This is a genomic window from Novosphingobium sp. CECT 9465 (assembly GCF_920987055.1).
GTDB lineage: Bacteria > Pseudomonadota > Alphaproteobacteria > Sphingomonadales > Sphingomonadaceae > Novosphingobium.
The window spans coordinates 2,620,418-2,643,400 of the sequence record NZ_CAKLBX010000001.1 but is presented as its reverse complement, the minus strand read 5'-3'; the positions used below and the strand labels follow the sequence as shown (position 1 = coordinate 2,643,400).

Here is a 22,983-nt window from a genome sequence, read left to right as displayed (position 1 = left end):
AATGGTGAGCAGATTGTTGATCGCCTTTGCCGCCGTCATGACATTGGCCGGTTGTGCAGACCGGGGTTCCCCGCCTGAAAGCTTGCCCGCCGCGCCTCAGGGCACGTGCGCGGCAGAACCGGCGCAAGACCGCGTCGGGCAAAAGGCGACGGCCGATCTGGGGGTGGAGCTTTTGCGCCGTACCGGCGCCCGCAAACTTCGCTGGGTGCCGCCGCGCAGCGCGGTCACCATGGATTTTCGCGCCGACCGGCTGACCGTCGGCTATGATGACGATTACACAATCGTTCGCATTTCCTGCGGATGACATTGTACAGGGGGCAGGTGGCGTGGAAAATGCCGCCTGCAAATTTAACTGCACGATTGATTCGTGCGACGGGATGAGAGCATGAACGACCAGTTCGCGTTGACTGAAGACCAGATTGCCATCCAGGATATGGCGCGCCGATTTACCGCCGATGCGATCACGCCATTTGCTGCGCAGTGGGATGAGGAACATGCCTTTCCCCGCGAGACGGTGAAGGCGGCGGCCGAACTCGGCTTTGCGGCGATCTACGTCAGCGAGGAATCTGGCGGAATCGGACTGGGGCGCCTGGAATCGGCGCTGATCATGGAAGCCATGGCCTATGGCTGCCCTACGACGAGCGCCTTCATCTCGATCCATAACATGGCTGCTTGGATGATCGACGCGTTTGGCGGGGCGGAGGTCAAGGCGCGCTATTTGCCCGGTCTCGTCACGATGGACCTGATGGGAAGCTATTGTCTGACCGAACCCGGATCAGGCTCCGATGCTGCCGCGCTTCGAACGTCGGCGCGTCGCGATGGCGATGATTATGTGCTGAACGGCACGAAGCAGTTCATCTCCGGTGGCGGCGTGAACGATGTCTATGTCGTGATGGTCCGCACCGGCGATGATGGAGCCAAGGGCATATCCTGTCTCGTGGTGGACAGGGACACGCCCGGAGTTAGCTTTGGTGCGCCTGAAAAGAAGCTCGGCTGGAACGCCTCCCCCACCGCGCAGGTGATCTTCGACAATGCGCGTGTGCCGGTGGCCAATCGCGTTGGTGAAGAGGGCGACGGATTCAAGATTGCGATGGCGGGGCTTGATGGCGGCCGCCTGAACATTGGCGCCTGTTCGCTGGGCGGTGCGCAACGGTGCCTTGATGAAGCGGTGCAATACGTCAAGGATCGCCGCCAGTTCGGCAAGTCCATCGCCGAATTCCAGAATACCCAGTTCCAGCTGGCAGATATGGCGACCGATCTCGAAGCGTCGCGTGCGCTGCTCTATCTTGCCGCAGCAAAGGTGACGTCAGGCGCGCCTGACAAGACGCGCTTTTCGGCGATGGCAAAGAAACTGGCGACCGACAATGGCTCGTCGATCGTCGATCGCGCGTTGCAGATGTTCGGGGGCTACGGCTATCTGCGCGATTACCCGATTGAACGCTTCTGGCGCGATCTTCGCGTTCATCGCATCCTTGAAGGAACCAACGAAGTCATGCGGATGATCGTGGGAAGGGACCTGCTGAAGTGAGTGACGAACTTCTGGTAAAGCGGGACGGTGCGGCGGGCATTCTTTCGCTCAATCGCCCCAAGGCCATTCACGCGCTGACGATTGGCATGGTCCATACGATGGTCGCAGCATTGCAGGAATGGCGCAGCGATCCGGCAATCGGCGCGATAATGATCGACCACGCCGAAGGCCGGGGATTTTGCGCGGGCGGCGATATTGCCTATTTGCGCAATTCGGCACTGAACGACGGCGGCGAGAGCGGCCGCAAGTTCTTCCATGACGAATACCAGCTCAATCATCTGCTGATGACTTACGGCAAGCCGGTTGTCGCTTTCATGGACGGTATCACCATGGGCGGCGGCGTCGGCCTGTCAGGCCCCTCCACGTTCCGCGTGGCTACCGAGGCAACACGCTTTGCCATGCCTGAAACCGGCATCGGCCTGTTTCCCGATGTCGGTGGCGGCTGGTTCCTTTCGCGCCTGAAGGGACGGATGGGGCAGTACCTGGCGCTGACGGGTGCGCGGCTGGACGGCGCCGAATGCGTCTGGGCCGGGCTTGCAACGCACTATCTTCCGGCAGAAAATCTGCCCCAGGCAAAAGCGCGCATTGCCGCCGATCCCGACGCTGTTGCGGCAATCCTGCGCGAGCTTTCCGCAGTTCCGCCCGAAGCGAAGATTGCTGCCCACGCAGAGGATATCGAGCGCCTGTTCGCCTCGAACCGTTATGAAGACATCCTCGCCGCGCTTGAAGCGGACGGGTCGGATTTCGCCAAGGCTACGCTCGCCACGCTCCACACCAAAAGCCCGCAGACCTGCAAGGTCGCGCTGCGCCAGCTTGCCACCAGCCTTGCCTTGCCCGATTTCGCCGCCAACATGGCAATGGAATACCGGATCAGCGCCCGCGTACTGACGCTTCCCGATTTCGCCGAAGGCGTCCGCGCGGTGATCGTTGACAAGGACAACGCGCCCAAATGGTCGCCTGCAACGCCCGAAGGCGTGACCGACGAACTTCTCGATGCCATCTTCGCGCCGCTGGGCGCAACTGACGAATGGAAACCGCTATGAGCTACGAAACGCTTCTCGTGGAGCAGAAGGGGGCTGTCACCCTCGTCACGCTTAACCGCCCGCAGTCCTTGAATGCCCTCAATTCGCAAGTGCTGGCCGACCTGATCGATGCCTTCGCCGCATTCGAGGCCGACGCATCGCAGCGCTGCGCCGTGCTGACGGGGGCTGGCGAGAAAGCCTTTGCCGCAGGTGCCGACATCAAGGAAATGGCGGACAAGCCCGCGTCGGATTTCTTCAACGAAGACTTCTTCTCCAAGTGGACCAGCCACCTTGTGAAGGCCACGCGCAAGCCGTGGATCGCGGCGGTCAATGGCTTTGCCCTTGGCGGCGGGTGCGAATTGGCGATGATGGCGGATTTCATCATCGCTTCGGAAAATGCAAAATTCGGTCAGCCGGAAATCAAGCTGGGCGTCGCCCCCGGCATGGGCGGATCGCAGCGTCTGACCCGCGCGGTGGGCAAGGCCAAGGCCATGGACATGTGCCTGACCGGGCGCATGATGGACGCCGCCGAGGCTGAGCGTTCAGGTCTTGTAAGCCGCGTGGTGCCGCTGGCGGATCTGGTGGCCGAGGCACTGAAGACGGCCGAAGCCATTGCCGCGATGCCGCCGATGGCAGCGAAGGTGAACAAGGAAATGGTCAATGCCGCCTTCGAGACCACGCTCGATCAGGGCCTGCTGTTCGAACGCCGCGCCTTCCAGATCCTGACCGCGACCGAAGACAAGGCAGAAGGCATGAAGGCCTTCATCGAAAAGCGCCCCGGCGTCTGGACGGGCAAGTAACACGTTCCCCTCCCGTCTGGCGGGAGGGGGCAGGGGAGGGCGTGTTGCCCTCGCCAAGGCATTTACCCAGGCGGGATGAGGGCCTTCCCCGGCCCATCCCGCAAGCGGGAGGGAGATTCTCATGAAGATCGCATTTATCGGCCTGGGCAACATGGGCGGCGGCATGGCTGCAAACCTTGCCAAGGCAGGTCACGATGTCCACGCATTCGACCTTGCCGAAGCGGCGCTCGAACGGGCGAAGGAAAACGGCTGCACCACTTACACTTCGGTAAAGGATGCAGTGCAGGGCGCAGACGCGGTCGTTTCGATGTTGCCCAACGGGGCCATCGTCAAGTCTGTCTATGCGGCGGACGTGATCGGTCAGGCGCCTGCTTCGGCCGTATTGCTAGATTGCTCGACGATCGACGTCGCTACCGCGCGCGATGTTGCCTCCGCAGCCGAAGCCGCGGGCTATGCCATGGTCGATGCGCCGGTTTCGGGCGGGATCGCGGCGGCCAACGGCGGTACGCTGACGTTCATGGTCGGCGGCGGCGATGAAGCATTCGCACGTGCAGAACCAATTCTTGCCGCGATGGGCAAGGCGGTGATTCACGCCGGAGCGAGTGGCGCGGGGCAGGCTGCGAAAATCTGCAACAACATGCTGCTCGGCGCATCGATGGTCGCCACTTGCGAGACTTTCGCCATGGCCGAAAAGCTGGGGCTGGACTTGCAGACCTTTTATGACATCTCGTCCAAGGCCTCCGGCCAGTGCTGGTCGATGACGTCCTATTGCCCGGTTCCCGGCGTTGGTCCGCAAAGCCCGGCAGACAACGGCTATCAGGGCGGGTTTGCAACCGGGCTGATGCTCAAGGACATGAAGCTGGCCATGGCTGCGGCCAAGGATGTCGGCGCGCAAGTGCCGATGGGTGAACGTGCCGCAGAACTTTATGCAGCCTTCGCCGAAGCGGGCAATGCCGGCATCGATTTCTCGGCCATCATCAAGACGCTGTAATCCGGCCAATCCCGCGCCCCCGCGCAGGCGGGGGCCTCAGGCCGTCATTTCGGACGTCGGATGCAAATGCCGGACCTGTCCGCCTGCGCGGGGATTTGTGGATGAGTCAGCGTGTGCGGCTGGCGATGATCCGACCGATCGGATCATCGGTCAGCGATGGGTTCAGCCGCGCGGGCCGGGGCTGGACGGGCTTCGGTGCGCTGTACGACAGTTGCCTGCGTACCGGTGCGCGCTTCACGTCCACTTCCGGCCGGATGCCCCGAAGGAAATCCGCACCGATCCGCGATGATTGTGTTTCCGCAGCCTTGGTCTTTGGTTCCGCGCCGGAGGAGGCAAGTACGCCAAGCCGTTCGGACCGGCCGGGCTTGTCGGGATAGATGAACCCGTTCACCGGCCATGCCGTCGTGCCCAGATTGCCGATGGGCGCATACCACACGCGAACCTGGCTCCAGTCGTTGCCGGGAGATACATCTACTGCGCGCACATCGTTCTCGATCTGGCCGCGCCGCCCGTCGATGGCGGACCAGTTGGCGTGACGCAGCAGCACGGTGCGCGAATCGACCACGCGGCTGACGGCGGCAACGTGGCCCAGTTCCATGCGGCCGTGCGGGCGGAAGCTCATCACCGCGCCCACTTTGGGCCGCTTTCCGCGGGCATATTGACCTTCGGCCTGGTCCCACCAGGTTAACGCATCACCATAAATGCGGATGCCGCTGATCTGGCGCGCGTAAGGCACACATTGCAGATACGGCAAGGATTCGCCGCCCGCGTCCAAAACCGCGCGGTAACGCCCGGAATCGCGGATTTCTGCGGCAAGTGCTCCGCTGCCAGACAGGCTGAGGCCACATGCAAAGGCGGCTGAAATGATCTTGACCCTCATTCCGGCAATTATCTGCCGCTTGGGTTAGGGCCAGCCTTATACCAATGGTTAATGGCGGACTAATCAAACTCCCGGACTTAAAGCGGCCCTTGCGTTCACGCGCCGGAACAGCCACGGGAGAGCCATGCGCCCACAGGTTATCATTATCGGACGCCCCAATGTGGGCAAGTCCACCATTTTCAACCGGCTCGTCGGCAAGAAGCTCGCGCTGGTCGACGATCAGCCGGGCGTCACGCGTGACCGCCGCTTTGGCGATGCCACGCTGCTCGGCCTCGATTTCACCATCGTCGATACGGCGGGCTGGGAGGATGAAGACCTCTCCACGCTGCCGGGCCGGATGCGCAAGCAGACCGAGGCTTCGCTGATCGGGGCCGACGTTGCGCTGTTCGTGATCGATGCGCGCGCTGGCGTGACCCCGCTGGACGAGGAAATCGCCCGCTATCTGCGCCAAAACCGTGTGCCCATCGTGCTGATGGCCAACAAGGCCGAGGGCCGTCAGGGCGATCCCGGCATTTTCGATGCGTTCTCCCTGGGCTTTGGCGAACCCATCGCGTTCTCTGCCGAACATGGGCAGGGCCTTGCCGATCTGTTCGAAGCGCTGCGTCCGCATATCGAGGCGAAGCAGGCCGAAGCGGACGAGGATGACATTCCCTCGGTGGACGACGAGGAGGAGTTCGATCCTGAATCCGTCCTAAAGCTCGCCATCGTCGGGCGCCCGAACGCGGGCAAGTCCACGCTGATCAACCGGTTGCTGGGCGAAGATCGCCTGCTGACCGGGCCGGAAGCGGGCATCACGCGTGATTCGATTGCGATCGACTGGCAGTGGTTCGATCCCAAGCGCGAAGGCTATCGCCCGGTGCGCCTGATCGACACGGCTGGCATGCGCAAGAAGGCCAACGTGGTCGACAAGCTGGAAAAGATGTCGGTCGCCGATGCGCGCCACGCTATCGACTTTGCCGAAGTCGTCGTGCTTATGCTCGATGCCACGCGCGGGCTGGAACATCAGGACCTCAAGATCGCCTCCATGGTGCTTGAGGAAGGTCGCGCGCTGATGATCGCGATCAACAAGTGGGATATTGCCGAGGACCCTTCGGGCCTGTTTCAGGGCATTCGCGCTGCGCTGGAAGATGGCCTCGCGCAAGTGCGCGGTGTGCCGCTGCTGGCGATTTCGGGCCGCACCGGAAAGGGGCTGGACGAAATGCTCACCGCCGCGTTCGAAATCCGCGCCGCATGGTCGAAGCGTGTGCCCACCGCTGCGCTCAACCGCTGGTTCGATGATGCGCTTGCCGCCAATCCGCCGCCCGCGCCCGGCGGCCGCCGCATCAAGCTGCGCTACATCACGCAGGCCAAGACCCGCCCGCCCGGCTTTGTCCTGTTCGGCACCCGGCTCGACCAGTTGCCCGAAAGCTACCGGCGCTACCTGATCAACGGCATGCGCCGTGAACTCGGCTTCGATGCCGTGCCGATCCGGCTGACGCTGCGCAGCCCGAAGAACCCGTTCGCGAAGTAACATGCCCGACGCAGCCCTGCCTCTCGACCGCGCCATGCTCCCGCAAGGATTGGGTGCGGCGCTGTGGCGCGGCATCCGGGGCAAGTGCCCCCGTTGTGGCGAGACACACCTGTTCGCAAAGTTTCTGAAGCCGGTCGAGCGCTGCCGCCTGTGCAGCCAGAACTGGACGCTCCACGCGGCGGATGATTTCCCGCCCTACATCGCGATCCTGCTCACGGGCCACATCATGGCCCCGGTCATCATCGAACTGGGCTTGCACACCGCGCTGCCCGGCTGGGCGATGATGCTGATCGTCGCGGTCATGGCGGTTGCGTTGCTCGGCACCTTCCTGCAACCCGCCAAGGGCGGCGTGATCGCACTGCAATGGTGGCTTGGATTGCAGGGATTTGCGGGCAGGGCGGGGAAGGTCGAGGCGGGCGTCAGCTGACGCAGCCCTGCACCAGGGCAGCGGGCAATTCGCGGCGCAATGTATCGATAAGGCGCTGAACCTTTGGCAGAAGGTGACGGCGTTGTGGATAGACCGCCCAGATCGGGTCATCGTCCGGGCGGTGCTGCTGGAGCACTTCCACAAGCTGCCCCTCGGCAACGGCCCGGTTGACGTAGAATTCGGGCAACTGGCACAGGCCCATGCCCGCCAGCGCTGCTTCGAAAACCGCGGCACCGCTGTTGCAGCGCAAGCGCCCGCGTGGCCGCAGCGATTCCGGTTCGTTTCCATTCCGAAATCGCCAGACATCAGACGTGGCAATGATGCATTCGTGCTGGGTTATGTCATCCACGCTTTGCGGTGTTCCGTTTTCGGCGAGATAGGCCGGCGCCGCGCAGGTCACGATCCCGCGCAGGGCAATCTGGGTTCGGATCAGGCGACTGTCGGGCAGGGTGCCGGTGCGGATGGCCAGATCGAAGCCTTCCGAAACGAGTTCGACCACGCGATTGGTCAGATCGAGATCCACCGAAAGTTTCGGATATTCCTGCACATAGCTGCGCACGATCGGGGCGATGAAGCGCTCGCCAAGCGCGGTCGGGCAGGTGATGCGCAACTGACCCTGCGGTTCGCCCTGCAGGTCGAGCATGGCGATGGCCTCATCGCGCTCGGCGATCAGGCGGCGGAACTGGTCGACCAGCGTGCGTCCGGTATCGGTCAGGCTGACCGCACGGGTGGTACGGTGAAAGAACTGCGCGCCAAGGCTCTGCTCAAGCCGGGCGACCGCGCGGCTGACGTGCGATGTCGATGTGCCAAGCCGCTTTGCCGCAGCCACGAAAGTGCCCGCATCGGCCACTGCAACCACTTCATCGAAACCATCCCAGCGATTGGTCATTATTCTCATCTTGCAACAGTGTTTATCGCATTGTGCGATTTATCAGTTTTGCCGCAATTATGCTATCGCGCCCGCAATTGAAATGGAGAGCTGGAAATGAAGACCCGCGCCGCAGTTGCATTTGCCCCCAAGCAGCCGCTGGAGATCGTCGAACTGGACCTTGAAGGTCCCAAGGCCGGCGAAGTGCTGGTCGAGATCATGGCGACCGGCGTGTGCCATACCGATGCCTATACGCTCGACGGGTTTGACAGCGAGGGCATCTTTCCCAGTGTGCTGGGCCATGAAGGTGCGGGCGTGGTGCGCGAAGTGGGGCCGGGCGTAACCTCGGTAAAGCCGGGCGATCACGTCATCCCGCTCTACACGCCGGAATGCCGCCAGTGCAAATCGTGCCTTTCGGGCAAGACCAACTTGTGCACCGCGATCCGCGCGACGCAAGGGCAGGGCCTCATGCCCGATGGCACCAGCCGCCTTTCCTACAAGGGTCAGACCATCTTCCACTACATGGGCTGCAGCACCTTCTCCAACTTTACGGTCCTGCCGGAAATCGCGGTGGCGAAAATCCGCGAGGACGCACCGTTCCAGTCCGCATGTTATATCGGTTGCGGTGTGACCACGGGCGTTGGCGCGGTGGTAAACACCGCCAAGGTGCAAGTGGGTGACAATGTGGTGGTCTTCGGCCTCGGCGGGATCGGGCTGAACGTGATCCAGGGTGCGCGCCTGGCGGGTGCAGGCAAGATCATCGGTGTCGACATCAACGAGACCCGCGAGGAATGGGGCCGCAAGTTCGGCATGACCGACTTTCTCAATTCCAGGGGCCTGAGCCGCGAGGACACCGTGGCGAAGATCGTTGCGATGACCGACGGCGGCGCGGATTACACCTTCGATGCCACCGGCAACACCGAAGTGATGCGTACCGCATTGGAAGCCTGCCATCGCGGCTGGGGCACCAGCATCATCATCGGCGTGGCCGAAGCGGGCAAGGAAATCAGCACGCGTCCGTTCCAACTCGTAACGGGCCGCAACTGGCGCGGCACCGCGTTCGGCGGCGCCAAGGGCCGCACCGACGTGCCCAAGATCGTCGACATGTACATGACCGGCAAGATCGAGATCGACCCGATGATCACCCACGTCATGGGCCTTGAAGAGATCAACACCGCGTTCGATCTGATGCACGCGGGCAAGTCTATCCGATCGGTCGTGGTGTTCTGAACCTGAACGGGTTTGCACAGTCTACATTGTGCGAATGAAATCGGGCCGGTCGGACAAGTCAGTCCGACCGGCCTTTTGCGTAAAAAGGAAGCGATTATGTCGTTGCAAACACGGGGTGTAGAGCACCCTCCCCGCTGCGACTAACGCTTCTTGCAGAAGCGCAAGTCTCGCTCCCCTTGTATCTGGACGTTGTTGGTTGATTGCGATGTAATCGGCTGATCGCCGGGGTGGGTGGCCACCCACCCCGGCGCTGCGGTGCTGTCGCCCGTCACCCCTCAGGCAGTAACCGTAAGGGAGCCTGGGACCAGCACCGCTTGTCACGCACGACCGAATAGTCGGCAGGTGTCTCAACCGTACGGACAAGGCAGGTTACCGTGATCGAAACGATTTGTGGAGTGGATGTTAGCAAGGCCTGGCTTGATGGCTGGATCGAGGCCGGCGGCTATCGCCGGTTCGCCAATGATGAGGCGGGGATTGCTGCGTTGGTGGACTGGGCCGGTCGCCATGGCGCAGGGCTGGTGGTGATGGAATCCAGTGGCGGGCTCGAACAGGACGCATTCCTGGCGCTGTGGCGCGCAGGCATGCCCTGTGCCCTGACCAATCCCAGAGCGGTACGGCATTTTGCCGAGGCGATGGGGCGGCTGGAGAAGACCGACCGTATCGATGCAGAGGTCATCGCCTGCTTTGCTGCGGCACGGCGGCTACGGCCAACGCCGCCACCTTGCGACGAACAACAAAGGCTTAGCGCGCTTTCTGCCCGGTTGCGGCAAGTGACAGGCGATATCACGGTGCAAAAGCAGCGCCTGCATTCCACCCGCGATCCGCTTGCCCTTGCCAGCCTGAAAGAGGCCATCGCCTTCTTCAATACCCAAGCCAAAGCGCTGGCCCGTGAAATCGCAGGCCTGATCGAACACGATCCCGTCTGGACCGCGCTTGATCGCACACTGCGCTCGGTCAAGGGCGTGGCAGATCGCACCGTTGCCACCCTGCTGGCCGAACTGCCCGAAATCGGAACCCTGTCGAACAAGGCCATCGCCAAACTTGCAGGCCTTGCGCCCATCGCGAACGACAGCGGCAAACGATCCGGTGCCCGATCTATCCGTGGTGGAAGAAGCTCTGTCCGCTCGATCCTCTTCCTCGTCGCCGACATCGTGCGAAAATTCGATCCGGCCATGGCAGAGTTCCGCCAACGCCTGCTCGACCAAGGTAAACCCAAAATGGTCGTCCGCATCGCCCTCGCCCGAAAACTGCTCGTCCGACTCAACGCAAAAGCACGCGAAACAAGAGCTGAAATTGGTCAGTGACACTTGACCTGTCAGATAGTCGCTCCCTTCAGGGAGGGGCTGGGGGCGGGTTTACGGCGACGGTCAAAAACGGGTGGCCAAGTGGTTTGCGTCACTGGTCTGACCGGCCAGTCACATTAAGCCAAGGCGCGAAAATACAGGGAGAATCGCTTTGCGCCGCATGACCTTTGCCGCCGCCGTCCTGCTGCCGTCATCCCCTGCGCTGACCGATGAAACTCCGCCTCCTGAGGAGCGCGCGCAGATTGTGGTGCATGGCCGTGCAATCGAACAGGTGGGGATTGCCACCAGCGGTTCTGAAGGCGCGGTCGGTTATGCCGATTTCGAGGACCGGCCGATTTCGCGCGTGGGCGAACTGGCCGAAAATGTGCCTGGCCTTATCGCAACGCAGCATTCGGGTGCGGGCAAGGCCAACCAGTATTTCCTGCGCGGTTTCAATCTGGATCACGGCACCGATCTTGCTGCGTCTGTCGATGGCGCGCCGGTCAACATGCGCAGCCACGGGCACGGGCAGGGCTATCTCGATCTCAATTTCCTGATCCCCGAACTGGTGGAACGGATCGACTTTACCAAAGGGCCATATCACGCAGAGAACGGAGACTTTTCTTCGGCGGGTGCGATGCGGTTCACCACGAAATCGAAGCTCGCCCGGCCCTTTGCCGAAGTGACTGGCGGATCGTGGGGCTATTGGCGCGCGCTGGCCGCAGGCAGCGGCGATCTGGGTGGCGGTACATTGCTGGCCGCGGTCGATGGCACCGTGTCGAACGGGCCGTGGGTGCTGGACGAAGATCTCGAAAAGCTGAACGGGCTGGTCAAGTTTTCCACGTCCGATCTGTCTGTTGCACTTTCCGGCTATACCAGCCGGTGGACATCGACCGATCAGGTGCCCGAACGCGCAATCGCTTCCGGCCTCATCCCGCGCAACGGCTTCATCGACCCTGATCTTGGCGGGCGTTCCGGGCGCCTGGGACTGACGGTGAACGGGACGGGCGAACAGACGCAATGGTCGGTCTATGCCATTGCCTCACGGCTGGAACTGACATCCAACTTCACCTATTTTCTCGACGATCCGGTGAATGGCGACCAATTCCGCCAGGAGGACCGGCGCGGCGTGTTTGGCGGTGCGATCACGCACCGCTTTGGCGAAGGTGCGCTGACCTGGAATGTCGGGGCCGATGCGCGGTTCGACCGGATCGGCAAGCTGGGCCTATATCGCACCACCGCTGGCACGATCCGTGAAACCGTCCGACAGGACCGGGTGGATGAATATGGCGGCGGGCTGTTCGGCGAGGCGCAGATCGAGGCTGCGCCGGGGCTGCGGCTGGTGCTGGGCCTTCGCGCCGATGCAATCGGGTACAACGTGCAATCGGTGCTCTCCGCCAATTCGGGCAAGGGATCTGACGCCATCGTCACGCCCAAGGCCGCGCTGGCGTGGCAGGCGGCCAGAGGCGTGGAATTCTATGCCAATTACGGCGAGGGGTATCATTCCAATGACGTGCGCGGCGCTGCAATCACGGTCGATCCGGCCAGCGGCGATCCGGCGGACAAGGTGCCGGTCTTTGCCCGGTCGCGCGGCGCGGAACTGGGCCTGCGTGTGGAGCAGGGGCGGCTGACTGCCTCGCTCGTCGGCTTCTGGCTCGATCTGGCATCGGAACTGGTGTTCGTGGGCGATGCGGGCACGACCGAACCCAACGATGCCTCACGCCGCTGGGGCAGCGAGGCGACGCTGTTCTGGAAACCTGTCGATTGGCTGACGCTGGATGGCAGCGCTGCATGGACGCGCGCGCGTTTCCGGGGCGTGGCAGCGGGGGCGGCGCACATTCCGGGCGCCGCGCCGTTTGTGGCAGGCGGGGGCGTCAGCGCCGATTTCGGCAGCGGCGTTTCCGCAACGCTGCGCCTGCGCCACTTCGCCTCGGCCCCGCTGATCGAGGACAATTCGCAGAAATCAGAAGCGACGACGCTGGTGAATTTCGGCCTTTATGGCCAGCGCGGGCCGGTGCGGCTGGCGGTGGACGTGCTCAACCTGTTTGACGCGAACGACCCGGACATTTCCTATTTCTACGCCTCGCGCCTCCCCGGCGAAAGCGCCGACGGCGTGGAAGACCGCCATATCCATCCGGTAGAACGGCGGCAGGTGCGGGTATCGCTGCGCTATTCGTTCTAACCCATGATGCCGGGTGACAGCAGGAGCAGCATCCGCACGTCGATGGCATAGCCATCTGCGCGCTTTGCGGCGAGGAACGCCTCGATCCCGGCGAGCGCGACGCGATGGACGGTAATCCCTTCGCCTTCCACGCCGCCGCCTTGCGAAACCTTGGCCAGATCGTGCGCGCGGAACAGGGTGAAGGCTTCGGTGACCATGCCGGGGGAGGAGTGGAATTCGCCCAGTGATTCAATGCGGCCCGGACGGTAGCCGGTTTCCTCTTCCAGTTCGCGCGCGGCGGCAGTGGCGGCGTCTTCATGTTCGGCGCCCGCCTCGTCGCCGATCAGTCCGGCGGGCAGTTCGATGCACGGGCGGCCCAGCGGCACGCGGAATTGTTCGACAAGGATCACATGGCCGTCATCGATGGCAAGGATCACAGCCGCCTTGATGTTGCGCGCCCGGCTGACATATTCCCAGCGACCGCGTGTTTTTGCCGCGATGAACCGGCCCTCCCAGCGGACCTGTTCGGGGTGATCGCGGTACTCTTCTTCCAGACTCATACTTCGATCAACCTGTCGGGCAGTTCGTTGGTGTCGGTATCGCTGCGCGGGAAATGCTCGGCAAGGACCTTGCCCACTTCGGCCACGGCGGCGGCCATGCCTTGCGCCATCTGGCCCTGCCGCAGCGGATCGAGCATGGCCTTCATCGCATGACCCCATGTTTCGGGCGAAACCTTTGAGGCGATGGCGGCATCGGCGATAATTTCCGCGCGGTGTTCGGCAAGGCTCAGGTAGATCAGCACGCCGGTATGGCCGGTCGTGCGGCTTTCCGCGCCGACGCGAAAACAGGTCAGCGCCCGTTCGCGAACGCGGGCGTTGCGGACGCGGCGCGGGGTGAGCCACAGGCCCAGCGGCGTGAACCGCATCAGCAGGTACATGCTGAGGAACTTGAGCGTGGCTGTGACCAGCGCAAGACCGAGCACGGCGCGCGGGGTCCATTCGAAGGCCCACAGGCCGAGCAGGCGCTCGATCAGCGGCAGGTAAAAGCCCGCACCGATTTCCAGCGCGCAAAGCGCAACGAACGCGACCAGCGCCGACCAGGCCAGCGTGACGTCGCGGTAGCTGTCGGACCGGGGCGTGACGATAGTAACGATCTCGCCCGCGCTATGGGCCTCGGCGGCAGCCACCGCGTCCGAGACGAGCTTGTGATCGGCGGGGGTCATTGTCGGTTGTGCCATCACCAGTCCCGCTTACCAGTCACCGGAGGCGCCGCCGCCACCGGAATCGCCGCCACCAAAGCCGCCGAAGCCTCCGCCGCCGCCCCAATCGGAACCGCCGCCTCCGCCACTCCAGCCTGAGCCGCGATTGCTGTCCGATGCGGCGCGGGCGAGTTCGCTCAACCCCCACAGCACGATGCCGGGATCGATACCGCTGCGGCGCTGCCCATAGCGACGCTTGCGGCTTCCGAACACGGCGATGGCGATCACGATCAGCACGACCCAGAAGATCGCGCTGGCAATCGTTCCGCCCGCGCCCGAAGTGCTTTCGCTTTGCGCGGCGGCAGCAGCTTCGGCCACGGCTTTGGCGTCAGCCGGATTGCGGTTCAATTGCGTGAGAATCTGATCGACCCCGGCAGTGATGCCGCCGGGGTAATCGCCCGCCTTGAAACGCGGGGTAACCGCCGATGCGATGATCCGCCCGGCCAGCACGTCGGGCATGTATTCCTCAAGCCCGTAGCCGACTTCGATCCGCACCCTGCGATCGTTGGGGGCGATCAGGAACAACAACCCCTGATCGGTCTTCTGCCCGCCGACGCCCCACGCGCGAAAGAGATTGTTGGTATAACTCGCCACATCGTCGCCATCGAGCGAAGCGATGGTCGCCACGATCACCGCGCGCCCGGTCTGCGCATTGTACGCCGACAGGCGCTGCGCAAGCGCGGCTTCCTGATCGTCAGGAATGATGTTCGCCTGATCCAGTACCGGGCCAGCAGGCTTGGGCGGCATGGCCGCGTACGCCGTTCCTGCGACAAGCAGAAACAGCGCCACGAATGCCTGAAGCAAGGCCCGCAGGGGGCGGGTCATGTTACTGGCCCGATGCTGCCGGAGCAGGGGCGGCAGGCGCGTTCATGTCGAAATTGACCGTCGGCGCGACCTCGGACCCGACAGCGGCCTTGAACGGAACCATCGGCTTGGCACCGTGAATCAGCTTGGCGCCGATCGCATCGGGGAAGGTGCGGATCGTGGTGTTGTAGGCCTGAACCGCCTCGTTATAGCGTGTGCGCGATACGTTGATGCGGTTTTCGGTGCCTTCAAGCTGCACCATCAGATCGGCAAAGCGCGCCTGGCTTTGCAGCTGTGGGTAGTTTTCCACCACGGTGCGCAACTGACCCAGGGCCTGGGTCAACTGGTTCTGCGCGTTCTGGAATTTCTCGAACTCGGCAGGGTTTGAAAGATCGTCGGTGGTGATGTTGATCGAAGTTGCGGCGGCGCGGGCATTGGTCACGTTCGTCAGGATCGTGGTTTCCGATGCGGCGGCGCCCTTGGCCGTGGCGACGAGGTTCGGGATCAGATCCGCGCGGCGCTGGTAGGAGCTTTCAACGTCGGCCCAGCGCGCCTTGGCCTCTTCCTCGGCGGCGGGGACCGAGTTGATCCCGCAGGCCGAAAGGCTGGCGGCGGCGACAGTTGCGAAGGCAATCTGGGAAAAACGGATAGCGGCCATCGACTTCGTACCCCTTTGATGGACCGCAGGCGCGGCCCGAATGGTGCAAGAGATAGCGTAAGAGGGCCGCACTTCAAGAGTGTGACCGATATGCAACCAATTGTGACTTGTGACGTTCGTCAGCCGGTGGCAACGGTCGGACAAGGGATCATGGTTAACGACATCAAGGGGGAAGCTGTGAGCATTCTGGGCGAATTCAAGACATTCATCGCGCGCGGCAACGTGCTGGACTTGGCTGTGGGCGTGATCATCGGCGGGGCGTTCGGCAAGATCGTCACGTCGCTGACCGAAAGCGTGATCATGCCGGTGGTCGGCTGGATCACGGGTGGCGTGGACTTTACGCGCTTCTTCGTGCGGCTGGGACCGGTTCCGGCGGACTTCAAGGGCGATCCACTGGCTTACGCAGACCTCAAGGCAGCGGGTGTGCCGATGATCGGCTATGGCGATTTCATCACGCAGGGCGTGAACTTCGTGATCGTGGCGTTCATCATCTTCCTGATCGTGAAAGCGGTGAACCGGATGACCGAAAAGCCGGTCGAGGATGCGCCTGCGGCGCCTGCCGGGCCGACAGAAGTGGAATTGCTGGCCGAGATCAGGGACGCTCTGAAGGCAAAAGGCTGATCGTTCACTTCGAAACGTGTGCCGGGGGCAGGAGCAATCCTGCCCCTTTTCATTTGCCGCTGCATCCCTATATGGGTCCCTGCCGGTTCAGGCCGGCTATGGTGATAAATTGCGGCGTGCAATAGGCACAGCGGACCCGGGGGCGGTACCCGGCGGCTCCACCATCACTACCGTGTCTTTCGGGATGCGGGCCTTGTTGTCGCAAGGGTGTTGATGGGGCCGAACTAGGATCGACGTGTGTTGAAAAGCGCTGTTTTTGCCCGGGCTGAGTAACCCGTTCAAGGCTCAAAACTCACAAGTGCCAACGACAACGAAGCACTTGCTCTCGCAGCATAATTCTAGGGGCTAACGCCCTGAAGTTATAAAGCGTGAGCACGGTTCGGACCGAACCGGGTAACAGAATCGGAAACCGGGGGCTGGGGGCGAGCCTAGCAACAGAATCGCCCTATTACCCTTTTTGCCCCCTATCCATTTGCGATGCTCAGATTTCGGTCGGCACGATTGCGGCTTGCGCAGCTTCGCGTTCCATCCGCACGGCATCGAGGATCTTGGCGCCGGCCACGAATACTGCGCCGGTGGCGGCCAGGAACAGCAGCTTGCCGCCAAAGCCTGGATATTCGGTCATGTAGGCTTTGCCGCGCTCCACCGCGCCCAATGACAGCGCATAAATGATCGCGAACGCCTCGAAGCGGGTCTTGATGACAAACAGGCGACCGATCTTTTTCAGCATGCGGGGTATTTATCCTCGTTTGCGAATAACAAAAGCAACCATCGTGCCAGTTCCCGTTTTGCTGGCCAATGTCTGGTTAAACGGCTGTTCACTGTAAATCGCAGCGACAGCATCAGTCCATGCAAAACGCACCGCCAATCAGGCGAGTTCCCCAAGGTCCAAGGCATCGAGCAAGGCGGCGCGCGCTGATGTGACCGTTTGCGCAAGGGAATCCCGACCAAGATCAGCAGGATCGATCTGTTCGGGCCAGTGCGCGGCGACGACCTGTTCAACCAGCGTGGCCTTGTCATGATCCAGCAGGAAACGCGGATCGACGGTGGCAGGATCGGCGACAACGCGCAGGCGCAGGCAGGCCGGGCCGCCGCCATTGGCCATCGACTGCCGCACATCGACGGGCAGCACCCGCCGGATCGGTCCGTTAGAGGCGATGTGGCCTTCCAGCCAGACACGCACGGCAGGCGTCTCCCACGCTTCCAGCGGGATTACGAGGCCCATTTCTCCGGTTGGCAGCGTGAGCAGTTGGGCGTTGAACAGGTAACTGCTGATCGCATCGGCAAGACTGACGGCGCTGGCGGACACGACCACGATTTCGGCTTCGGGCAAGCGTTCGCGGATCGCCGCGTATGTGCCGTGCGGATCGGCGAAGGCCTGTTCGTGGGTGAACAGGACGCGTTCATTGGCGACCGCGACGACATCGTTGTGGAACGCACCTGCCGCTATCGCTTCGGACGATTGTTCGATGAACAGGCAGCGGGCCGGATCAAGGCCATGCAGGCGGGCGACGGCGCGGCTGGCCTGTTCGTGCTGGCGCGCGGGGAATGCGCCGCCGGTCTTGCCATAGACGAAAAGTTCGACGCCCGGCGCGTCGTGGCGGACGCACATCCGCATGTGATTGGCCGCGCCTTCATCGCCGAAGCAGGGCGGCACGGCATCATGCACGGCGAAGTGTGCAGCATCGGCAAAGGCAAGCCGCAATTGCCGCACGGTATCGGGCCATTCCTGCGAACGGTGCGGCATGGTGACGAGATTGGCGGCGGTGAGGTGGCAGCGCCTGTCCGGCGTATCGGGCGCGGGGCTGACCGTGGCGGCATTGGCGGTCCACATCGACGATGCCGACCATGCGGCTGCCCGCAACCGGCGCTGAACCGGGTCAGCGTCATCAGAAGCGTTGAGGCCAAGGGCACCGAGGAAGCGTGGGTTGGGGCGAGGGAGCGGCGAGAACAGGCCCTGTACAAGACCAAGGTCGAGGTTGTGCCGCATCTTGGCCAGGCCCTGAAGCGCGGCGGCGCGGGGATAGGACACTTCGCCGGCGTGGGCAGATGACGCGAGGTTGCCGAGGCTCAACCCTGCATAATTGTGGCTTGGGCCGACAAGGCCATCGAAGTTGATTTCAACGAGAGGCATGGGTCATATCCTGCAACAGAAAGAGGATAGTATCATTTGCAAACACAGTCGCCGCAAACCCACCCCCAGCCCCTCCTTTTAGGGAGGGGAGCGACACTTGCGCTTCTGAAAGAAGCGTTAGTCGCAGCGGGGAGGGTGCTCTACGGCCCGTGTTTGCAAACGGCATAATCGCCCACAGAAAAGGGTTTTAGCGGCTGACGTGCCAGACCGTGTCTCCAGCAGTCACGCCCAGTGCCGCAGCCGCCACCGGATCAAGCACAAGTCCGTCTGGCCCGGCCGCCACTTCCGCAAAGGTGCAACGGTAATCCGCCAGTCTGCCGGTTGCCACCAGCGCCTTGATCGCGCTGCCGTTGCCTTCCGGTGCGCGCACGTGTGCCACGATTGACGCCTGCGCCTCGCAGACCGAGCGCACCCGGTCCGTCCGGGCGGTCATGGTGGGACCGCCGTCGAAAATGTCGACATAGCCTTCGTAGGCAAAGCCTTCTTCCTCCAGCATGCGCATAGCCGCGCGGCCCGAAGGGTGCGGCAGGCCGATGGCCGAGCGCGCGGTTTCCGGCAGCATGGCGATATAGACCGGATGCTTGGGCATCAGGTCGGCAATGAACTGGTTGCCGTTGATCGCGTTGAAATAGTCCGCTTCCTGAAAACTCATTCCGAAGAACCGGCCCGCCACGCCATCCCAGAACGGTGATCCGCCGCGCTCGTCGATCACGCCGCGCAGCTCCGCCAGGATCTTGTGGCCGAAGCGCTGGCGGTGCATCGCGATGAACAGATAACGGCTGCGCGCCAGCAACATGCCAAGGCCGCCTGCGCGTTCCGACGGGTGAAGGAACAGCCCGCCGACTTCGCTGGAGCCTTCAAGGTCGGTGACGAGGCCGAGCATTTCGGCGCGGAAGGTGCGGTTGAGTTCCTTCGAATGCTGGGTGAGCGTGGCCTTGCGATAGGAATAGAATGGCCACTGCCGCCCGACGCAGGTGAAGATCTGGGCGGTGCCGCGCACTTCGCCCGTGGTGGTGTCTTCCAGCACCAGGACGAACAATTCGTCCTTGAGGTTGTCGGGATCGCCATCATCTTCGTTGGCATAGGCTGCTGCTGCGCGTTCCAGCTTGGTGGTGAGCGATTTGCGATCAGGTGGCAGGTTGGTGAAGCCGCCGCCGGTCAGCTTTGCCATTTCATAGAGCGGTTGCAGGTCGGTCGCGCGTGCGGCGCGGATGCGGAACGTCATCAATTCCCCCCGGAAAGTCGGTGCAGGACCAGCGCGGACAGCGCCGCCCGTTCTGCCAGAGACGGCACGATCAGGAACTCCTGATCCGAATGGATCGCGCCGCCACGCACACCCATCGTGTCAACCACAGGCACCCCGCATGCGGCGATGTTGTTGCCATCGCACACCCCGCCGGATGCCTGCCACCGGATCTGCTGGCCAAGCGCATCACCACACTGGCGCACAAGCCCGAACAGGGCGGTGGCTTCGGGCGTCAGGGGCTTGGGCGGCCGGGAAACGCCGCCGTGGAGGTGGATCGCAACGTCGTGCAGCTTTTCGATCACGCGCATCGCTTCGTGCAGGGCGGCGATGAAGCGTTGTGCCTGATCGGGCAGGCGCGGGCGCACGTTGAAGCGCAACACCGCGTGATCGGGCACGACATTGTTGGCGCTGCCACCGTCGATCCGGGCAGGGTTCACCGAAAGGCCCGGTTCTTCCAGTGCCTTCAGGCGCAAGGCGAGATCGGCTGCGGCGAGGATTGCGTTGCGGCCGTCCTGCGGATTGCGCCCGGCATGGGCCGAGCGTCCGGCAATGATCGCGCTGTAATTGCCGCTGCCTGGGCGGTCCCCCGCCAGAGTGCCATCGGGCAGGGCAGACGGCTCATAAGTTAGTGCCGCCACCTTGCCGCGCGCCAGTTCGGCGATCAGCGTCGATGACGCAAGGCTGCCAGTTTCCTCATCCGAATTGAGCATAACGTCATAGCCGACCGATGGGGCGACAGGGCTGGTCTCAAACGCGGTGAGTGCGGCAAGGATCACCGCAATGCCGCCCTTCATGTCAGCGACGCCCGGCCCATTCAGCGTTTCGGGATCAAGCCATGTCAGTGCCTGGAACGGGTGGGCGGGCGCGAACACGGTGTCCATATGGCCCGTCAGCAGATAGCGGCGGGGCGCTTCGGGGCGGACGGACAGGACCAGATGCGCCCCGTTGGCGGTTTCAGCCTCGTGCCCATCGGCGGCAATTGCGGTAACCGGCGATGGATCTACCCTGCGCACGGTGCCGGGCAGCGCGGCGAAGCATTCCGCCAGCACGTCGCATTGCTGCGCAAGGCCGTGGAGATTGCCAGTGCCAGTGTTGATCGCGCACCATGCCTGTACCTGCGCAAGCATGGCGGCGGCGTCAATCCGGCTTGTCAGCGCCTGTTCAGTGGCGGAAATCTGTTGCATCTGCAACCAGCGTAGCGGTTCGCGCGGCCGGGGTGAACCCCTTGTTCCACTTGCAACGGTTGCGCTCTATGCCGTCTTGGGGCATGGCATCGGGCGTTCCTCCCCAGGTTCATCGGATTCGGTACGCGCGGCATTGCCGTGCGTCCGGTTTATGTGAGCGAATGGACATGGGTGAAATGAACGAACGTATCGAGCGCAGCGGGCTTCAGGTTGATGCGGCCCTCTCCACCTTTATCGACAATAGCGTCCTGAAGCCTGTCGGGCTTGACCCCGACGTGTTCTGGCAGGGCTTTGCGGCACTGGTCGCGCATTTCGCGCCGGTAAACGCCATGTTGCTGGACAAGCGCGATGCATTGCAGGCGCTGATCGATTCATGGCATCTGCACCGCAAGGGCAAACCCATCGATATGGGCGAATACCGGGCGTTCCTTACGGAAATCGGCTATCTGGTGCCCGAACCGGCACCGTTCGAGATCGGTCCGCAGAATGTGGACGCCGAGATCGCCTGCATGGCCGGGCCGCAACTTGTCGTGCCATCGCTCAACGATCGTTTCGTGCTCAATGCCGCCAATGCGCGCTGGGGCAGCTTGTACGACGCATGGTATGGCACCGATGCGCTTGATGCGCCGCTTGCGCAGCCGGGCGGCTATGACGCAGCGCGTGGCGCGGCGGTGGTGCGCGCCGGCCGCGCGTTTCTGGACCTGACATTCCCGCTGGATGGCATGGGCTGGGCGCAATGGGATGGCGAAAGCCAGCCGCCGCTGCGCCATCCCGGTCAGTTTGCCGGACACAAGCCGGGCAGCCTGCTGCTTTGCAACAATGGCCTGCACGTGGAAATCGTGCAGGATCGTAAGCATCCGGTGGGCAAGGGCGACAAGGCGGGCATCGCCGACATCGTGATGGAAGCGGCACTGACCACGATCGTCGATCTGGAAGATTCGGTCGCCGCCGTGGACGCCGAGGACAAGCTGCTGGCCTATGGCAACTGGTTGGGCCTGATGCGCGGCGATCTGGAAGCGCGCTTCCACAAAGGCGGGCAGATGATGACCCGCGCGCTTGAACCGGACCGGGAATGGACATCGCCCACGGGTGAACCACTGATCCTGCCGGGCCGCAGCGTACTGTTCGTGCGAAATGTCGGCCATCTGATGACCAGTCCTGCAATCCTGCTGCCCGACGGTTCGGAAATTCCCGAAGGCATCATGGACGCCGTGATCACATCGGCTATCGGCATGCACGACCTGATGGGGCTGGGACGCCTGCGCAACAGCCGCAAGGGCAGCATCTATATCGTCAAGCCCAAGATGCACGGGCCAGAGGAAGTGGCCTTCACCAACGATCTGTTCGATGCCGTGGAAGACCTGCTGGGGCTTGAGCGCCATACCGTGAAAGTGGGCGTGATGGACGAGGAGCGGCGCACCTCGGCAAACCTTGCGGCATGCATCCATGCCGTGCGCAACCGCATCGTGTTCATCAACACCGGGTTCCTCGACCGCACGGGTGATGAAATCCATACCTCGATGCAGGCAGGCGCGATGATCCGCAAGGGCGCGATCAAGGGATCGGGCTGGATTGCTGCCTATGAGAAGCGCAACGTCTGTATCGGACTGGCGCACGGACTTTCAGGCAAGGCGCAGATCGGCAAGGGCATGTGGGCCGCGCCCGACATGATGCACGACATGATGCAACAGAAGATCGCGCATCCCCGCACCGGCGCGAACACGGCATGGGTGCCGTCGCCCACGGCCGCCACGCTGCATGCGATGCACTATCATCAGGTTTCCGTATTCGAAGTGCAGGAAGCTGTGGCGCAGGAGCGGATGCTGGGCGTTGAGGCGCTGCTGGCTGTTCCCCTGGCCGATGGGGCAAACTGGTCCGAGGCCGAAGTGCGCGAGGAACTGGACAACAATGCCCAGGGCTTGCTCGGCTATGTCGTGCGCTGGATCGATCAGGGTGTGGGCTGCTCCAAGGTGCCCGACATCGACGACGTGGGCCTGATGGAAGACCGCGCGACCTTGCGCATTTCCAGCCAGCACATCGCCAACTGGCTGCTCCATGGGGTCTGTTCGCGCGATCAGGTGATGGACAGCCTGAAGCGCATGGCGGCCAAGGTCGACGCGCAGAACGCGGGAGATCCGCTGTATGAACCCATGGCAGGGCGCTGGGATGAAAGCTTTGCCTTCCGTGCCGCCTGCGATCTGGTGTTCAAGGGCGTGGAGCAGCCAAACGGCTACACCGAACCGCTGTTGCATGCATGGCGACTGAAGAAGAAGGCGGCTTTGGCCAAGGTGGCCGAGGTGGCTTGATTTGATCGAGGGCGGGCCTTTCGCGGCTCGCCCTTTTGTTTCGCGCAGAGATCGCAAAGAGCGCAATGATGT

The 22,983-nt window shown here is 63.0% G+C and carries 22 protein-coding genes and 1 other RNA gene; 13 read left to right on the top strand and 10 right to left on the bottom strand.

The annotated features are described in order from the left end of the window. Position 1 precedes the first annotated feature (1 nt). From LUA85_RS12830 to mmsB, 5 genes are all read left to right on the top strand, one after another. On the top strand, positions 2-304 hold the full coding sequence (locus LUA85_RS12830; protein ID WP_371823683.1) for an I78 family peptidase inhibitor: 303 nt from the start codon (positions 2-4) through the stop codon (positions 302-304). An 81-nt stretch (positions 305-385) separates the two neighbouring features. Then, a complete protein-coding gene (locus LUA85_RS12825; protein ID WP_231470505.1) occupies positions 386-1,528 on the top strand; it encodes an acyl-CoA dehydrogenase family protein in 1,143 nt (380 codons plus the stop codon). Beyond that, positions 1,525-2,571: an enoyl-CoA hydratase/isomerase family protein gene (locus LUA85_RS12820; RefSeq protein WP_231470503.1), complete on the top strand. Its 1,047-nt coding sequence runs from the start codon at positions 1,525-1,527 to the stop codon at positions 2,569-2,571. The genes LUA85_RS12825 and LUA85_RS12820 overlap by 4 nt, the downstream gene beginning before the upstream one ends. Continuing rightward, a complete protein-coding gene (locus LUA85_RS12815; RefSeq protein WP_231470495.1) occupies positions 2,568-3,350 on the top strand; it encodes an enoyl-CoA hydratase-related protein in 783 nt (260 codons plus the stop codon). Before LUA85_RS12820 ends, LUA85_RS12815 begins: the two co-directional genes overlap by 4 nt. Before the next feature lie 121 nt (positions 3,351-3,471). After that, complete coding sequence (gene mmsB / locus LUA85_RS12810; RefSeq protein ID WP_231470493.1) at positions 3,472-4,341, top strand: 3-hydroxyisobutyrate dehydrogenase; 870 nt, start codon at positions 3,472-3,474, stop codon at positions 4,339-4,341. A 106-nt stretch (positions 4,342-4,447) separates the two neighbouring features. Here the strand turns inward: mmsB and LUA85_RS12805 are convergent, their stop codons facing one another. After that, positions 4,448-5,221 (bottom strand): CHAP domain-containing protein, encoded by a 774-nt coding sequence (locus LUA85_RS12805; protein ID WP_231470482.1) that lies wholly within the window; start codon positions 5,219-5,221, stop codon positions 4,448-4,450. 124 nt (positions 5,222-5,345) lie between these two features. Here LUA85_RS12805 and der point away from each other — a divergent pair, with 124 nt between their 5' ends. Both der and LUA85_RS12795 read left to right on the top strand, forming a co-directional pair. Further along, positions 5,346-6,731, top strand: a complete 1,386-nt coding sequence (der, locus tag LUA85_RS12800) for a ribosome biogenesis GTPase Der (protein ID WP_231470473.1) — start codon at positions 5,346-5,348, stop codon at positions 6,729-6,731. A gap of 1 nt (position 6,732) precedes the next feature. Further along, positions 6,733-7,158 carry a DUF983 domain-containing protein gene (locus LUA85_RS12795; protein ID WP_231470465.1) on the top strand — a complete coding sequence of 142 codons (426 nt, stop codon included), beginning with the start codon at positions 6,733-6,735 and terminating at the stop codon, positions 7,156-7,158. Here the strand turns inward: LUA85_RS12795 and LUA85_RS12790 are convergent. Further along, entirely contained in the window at positions 7,151-8,047 is an 897-nt protein-coding gene (locus LUA85_RS12790) for a LysR family transcriptional regulator (RefSeq protein ID WP_231470463.1), read from the bottom strand. The two genes, LUA85_RS12795 and LUA85_RS12790, sit on opposite strands and share 8 nt — an antisense overlap. A 96-nt stretch (positions 8,048-8,143) precedes the next feature. Between LUA85_RS12790 and LUA85_RS12785 the strand changes: the two genes are divergently transcribed. From LUA85_RS12785 to LUA85_RS12775, 3 genes are all read left to right on the top strand, one after another. After that, positions 8,144-9,256, top strand: a complete 1,113-nt coding sequence (locus tag LUA85_RS12785) for an S-(hydroxymethyl)glutathione dehydrogenase/class III alcohol dehydrogenase (protein WP_231470461.1) — start codon at positions 8,144-8,146, stop codon at positions 9,254-9,256. 374 nt (positions 9,257-9,630) lie between these two features. Then, positions 9,631-10,560 (top strand): IS110 family transposase, encoded by a 930-nt coding sequence (locus LUA85_RS12780; RefSeq protein WP_231466349.1) that lies wholly within the window; start codon positions 9,631-9,633, stop codon positions 10,558-10,560. A 160-nt stretch (positions 10,561-10,720) separates the two neighbouring features. Continuing rightward, the gene (locus LUA85_RS12775; protein ID WP_231471869.1) at positions 10,721-12,721 is read left to right on the top strand and encodes a TonB-dependent receptor; all 2,001 of its coding nucleotides are present in this window, start codon (positions 10,721-10,723) and stop codon (positions 12,719-12,721) included. Here LUA85_RS12775 and LUA85_RS12770 read toward each other — a convergent pair. The 4 genes from LUA85_RS12770 to LUA85_RS12755 are packed head-to-tail and all read right to left on the bottom strand — an operon-like array spanning position 12,718 to position 15,420. Then, the gene (locus LUA85_RS12770) at positions 12,718-13,260 is read right to left on the bottom strand and encodes an NUDIX hydrolase (RefSeq protein WP_231470459.1); all 543 of its coding nucleotides are present in this window, start codon (positions 13,258-13,260) and stop codon (positions 12,718-12,720) included. The genes LUA85_RS12775 and LUA85_RS12770 overlap by 4 nt on opposite strands. After that, a complete protein-coding gene (locus LUA85_RS12765) occupies positions 13,257-13,937 on the bottom strand; it encodes a TPM domain-containing protein (protein ID WP_231470457.1) in 681 nt (226 codons plus the stop codon). The genes LUA85_RS12770 and LUA85_RS12765 overlap by 4 nt, the downstream gene beginning before the upstream one ends. 12 nt (positions 13,938-13,949) lie before the next feature. After that, positions 13,950-14,783: a YgcG family protein gene (locus LUA85_RS12760; RefSeq protein ID WP_231470455.1), complete on the bottom strand. Its 834-nt coding sequence runs from the start codon at positions 14,781-14,783 to the stop codon at positions 13,950-13,952. Position 14,784: 1 nt separating this feature from the next. Next, positions 14,785-15,420: a LemA family protein gene (locus tag LUA85_RS12755; protein ID WP_231470453.1), complete on the bottom strand. Its 636-nt coding sequence runs from the start codon at positions 15,418-15,420 to the stop codon at positions 14,785-14,787. A gap of 150 nt (positions 15,421-15,570) precedes the next feature. On the opposite strand from LUA85_RS12755, the gene mscL reads away from it, so the two are divergent. Both mscL and ssrA read left to right on the top strand, forming a co-directional pair. Next, entirely contained in the window at positions 15,571-16,041 is a 471-nt protein-coding gene (mscL, locus tag LUA85_RS12750) for a large conductance mechanosensitive channel protein MscL (RefSeq protein ID WP_305799990.1), read from the top strand. Positions 16,042-16,083: 42 nt separating this feature from the next. Then, positions 16,084-16,452: a transfer-messenger RNA gene (ssrA, locus tag LUA85_RS12745) on the top strand. A gap of 70 nt (positions 16,453-16,522) precedes the next feature. On the opposite strand, the gene LUA85_RS12740 is transcribed toward ssrA, so the two are convergent. From LUA85_RS12740 to LUA85_RS12725, 4 genes are all read right to left on the bottom strand, one after another. Further along, a complete protein-coding gene (locus tag LUA85_RS12740) occupies positions 16,523-16,771 on the bottom strand; it encodes a hypothetical protein (protein ID WP_231470451.1) in 249 nt (82 codons plus the stop codon). A gap of 138 nt (positions 16,772-16,909) precedes the next feature. Then, positions 16,910-18,175 (bottom strand): N-succinylarginine dihydrolase, encoded by a 1,266-nt coding sequence (locus tag LUA85_RS12735; RefSeq protein ID WP_231470449.1) that lies wholly within the window; start codon positions 18,173-18,175, stop codon positions 16,910-16,912. A gap of 187 nt (positions 18,176-18,362) precedes the next feature. Continuing rightward, a complete protein-coding gene (locus tag LUA85_RS12730; RefSeq protein ID WP_231470447.1) occupies positions 18,363-19,400 on the bottom strand; it encodes an arginine N-succinyltransferase in 1,038 nt (345 codons plus the stop codon). After that, positions 19,400-20,605 carry a hydrolase gene (locus LUA85_RS12725; RefSeq protein ID WP_231470445.1) on the bottom strand — a complete coding sequence of 402 codons (1,206 nt, stop codon included), beginning with the start codon at positions 20,603-20,605 and terminating at the stop codon, positions 19,400-19,402. The genes LUA85_RS12730 and LUA85_RS12725 overlap by 1 nt, the downstream gene beginning before the upstream one ends. A gap of 176 nt (positions 20,606-20,781) precedes the next feature. Between LUA85_RS12725 and LUA85_RS12720 the strand changes: the two genes are divergently transcribed. Continuing rightward, complete coding sequence (locus LUA85_RS12720; protein ID WP_231470443.1) at positions 20,782-22,911, top strand: malate synthase G; 2,130 nt, start codon at positions 20,782-20,784, stop codon at positions 22,909-22,911. The last annotated feature ends 72 nt before the right edge of the window (positions 22,912-22,983 follow it).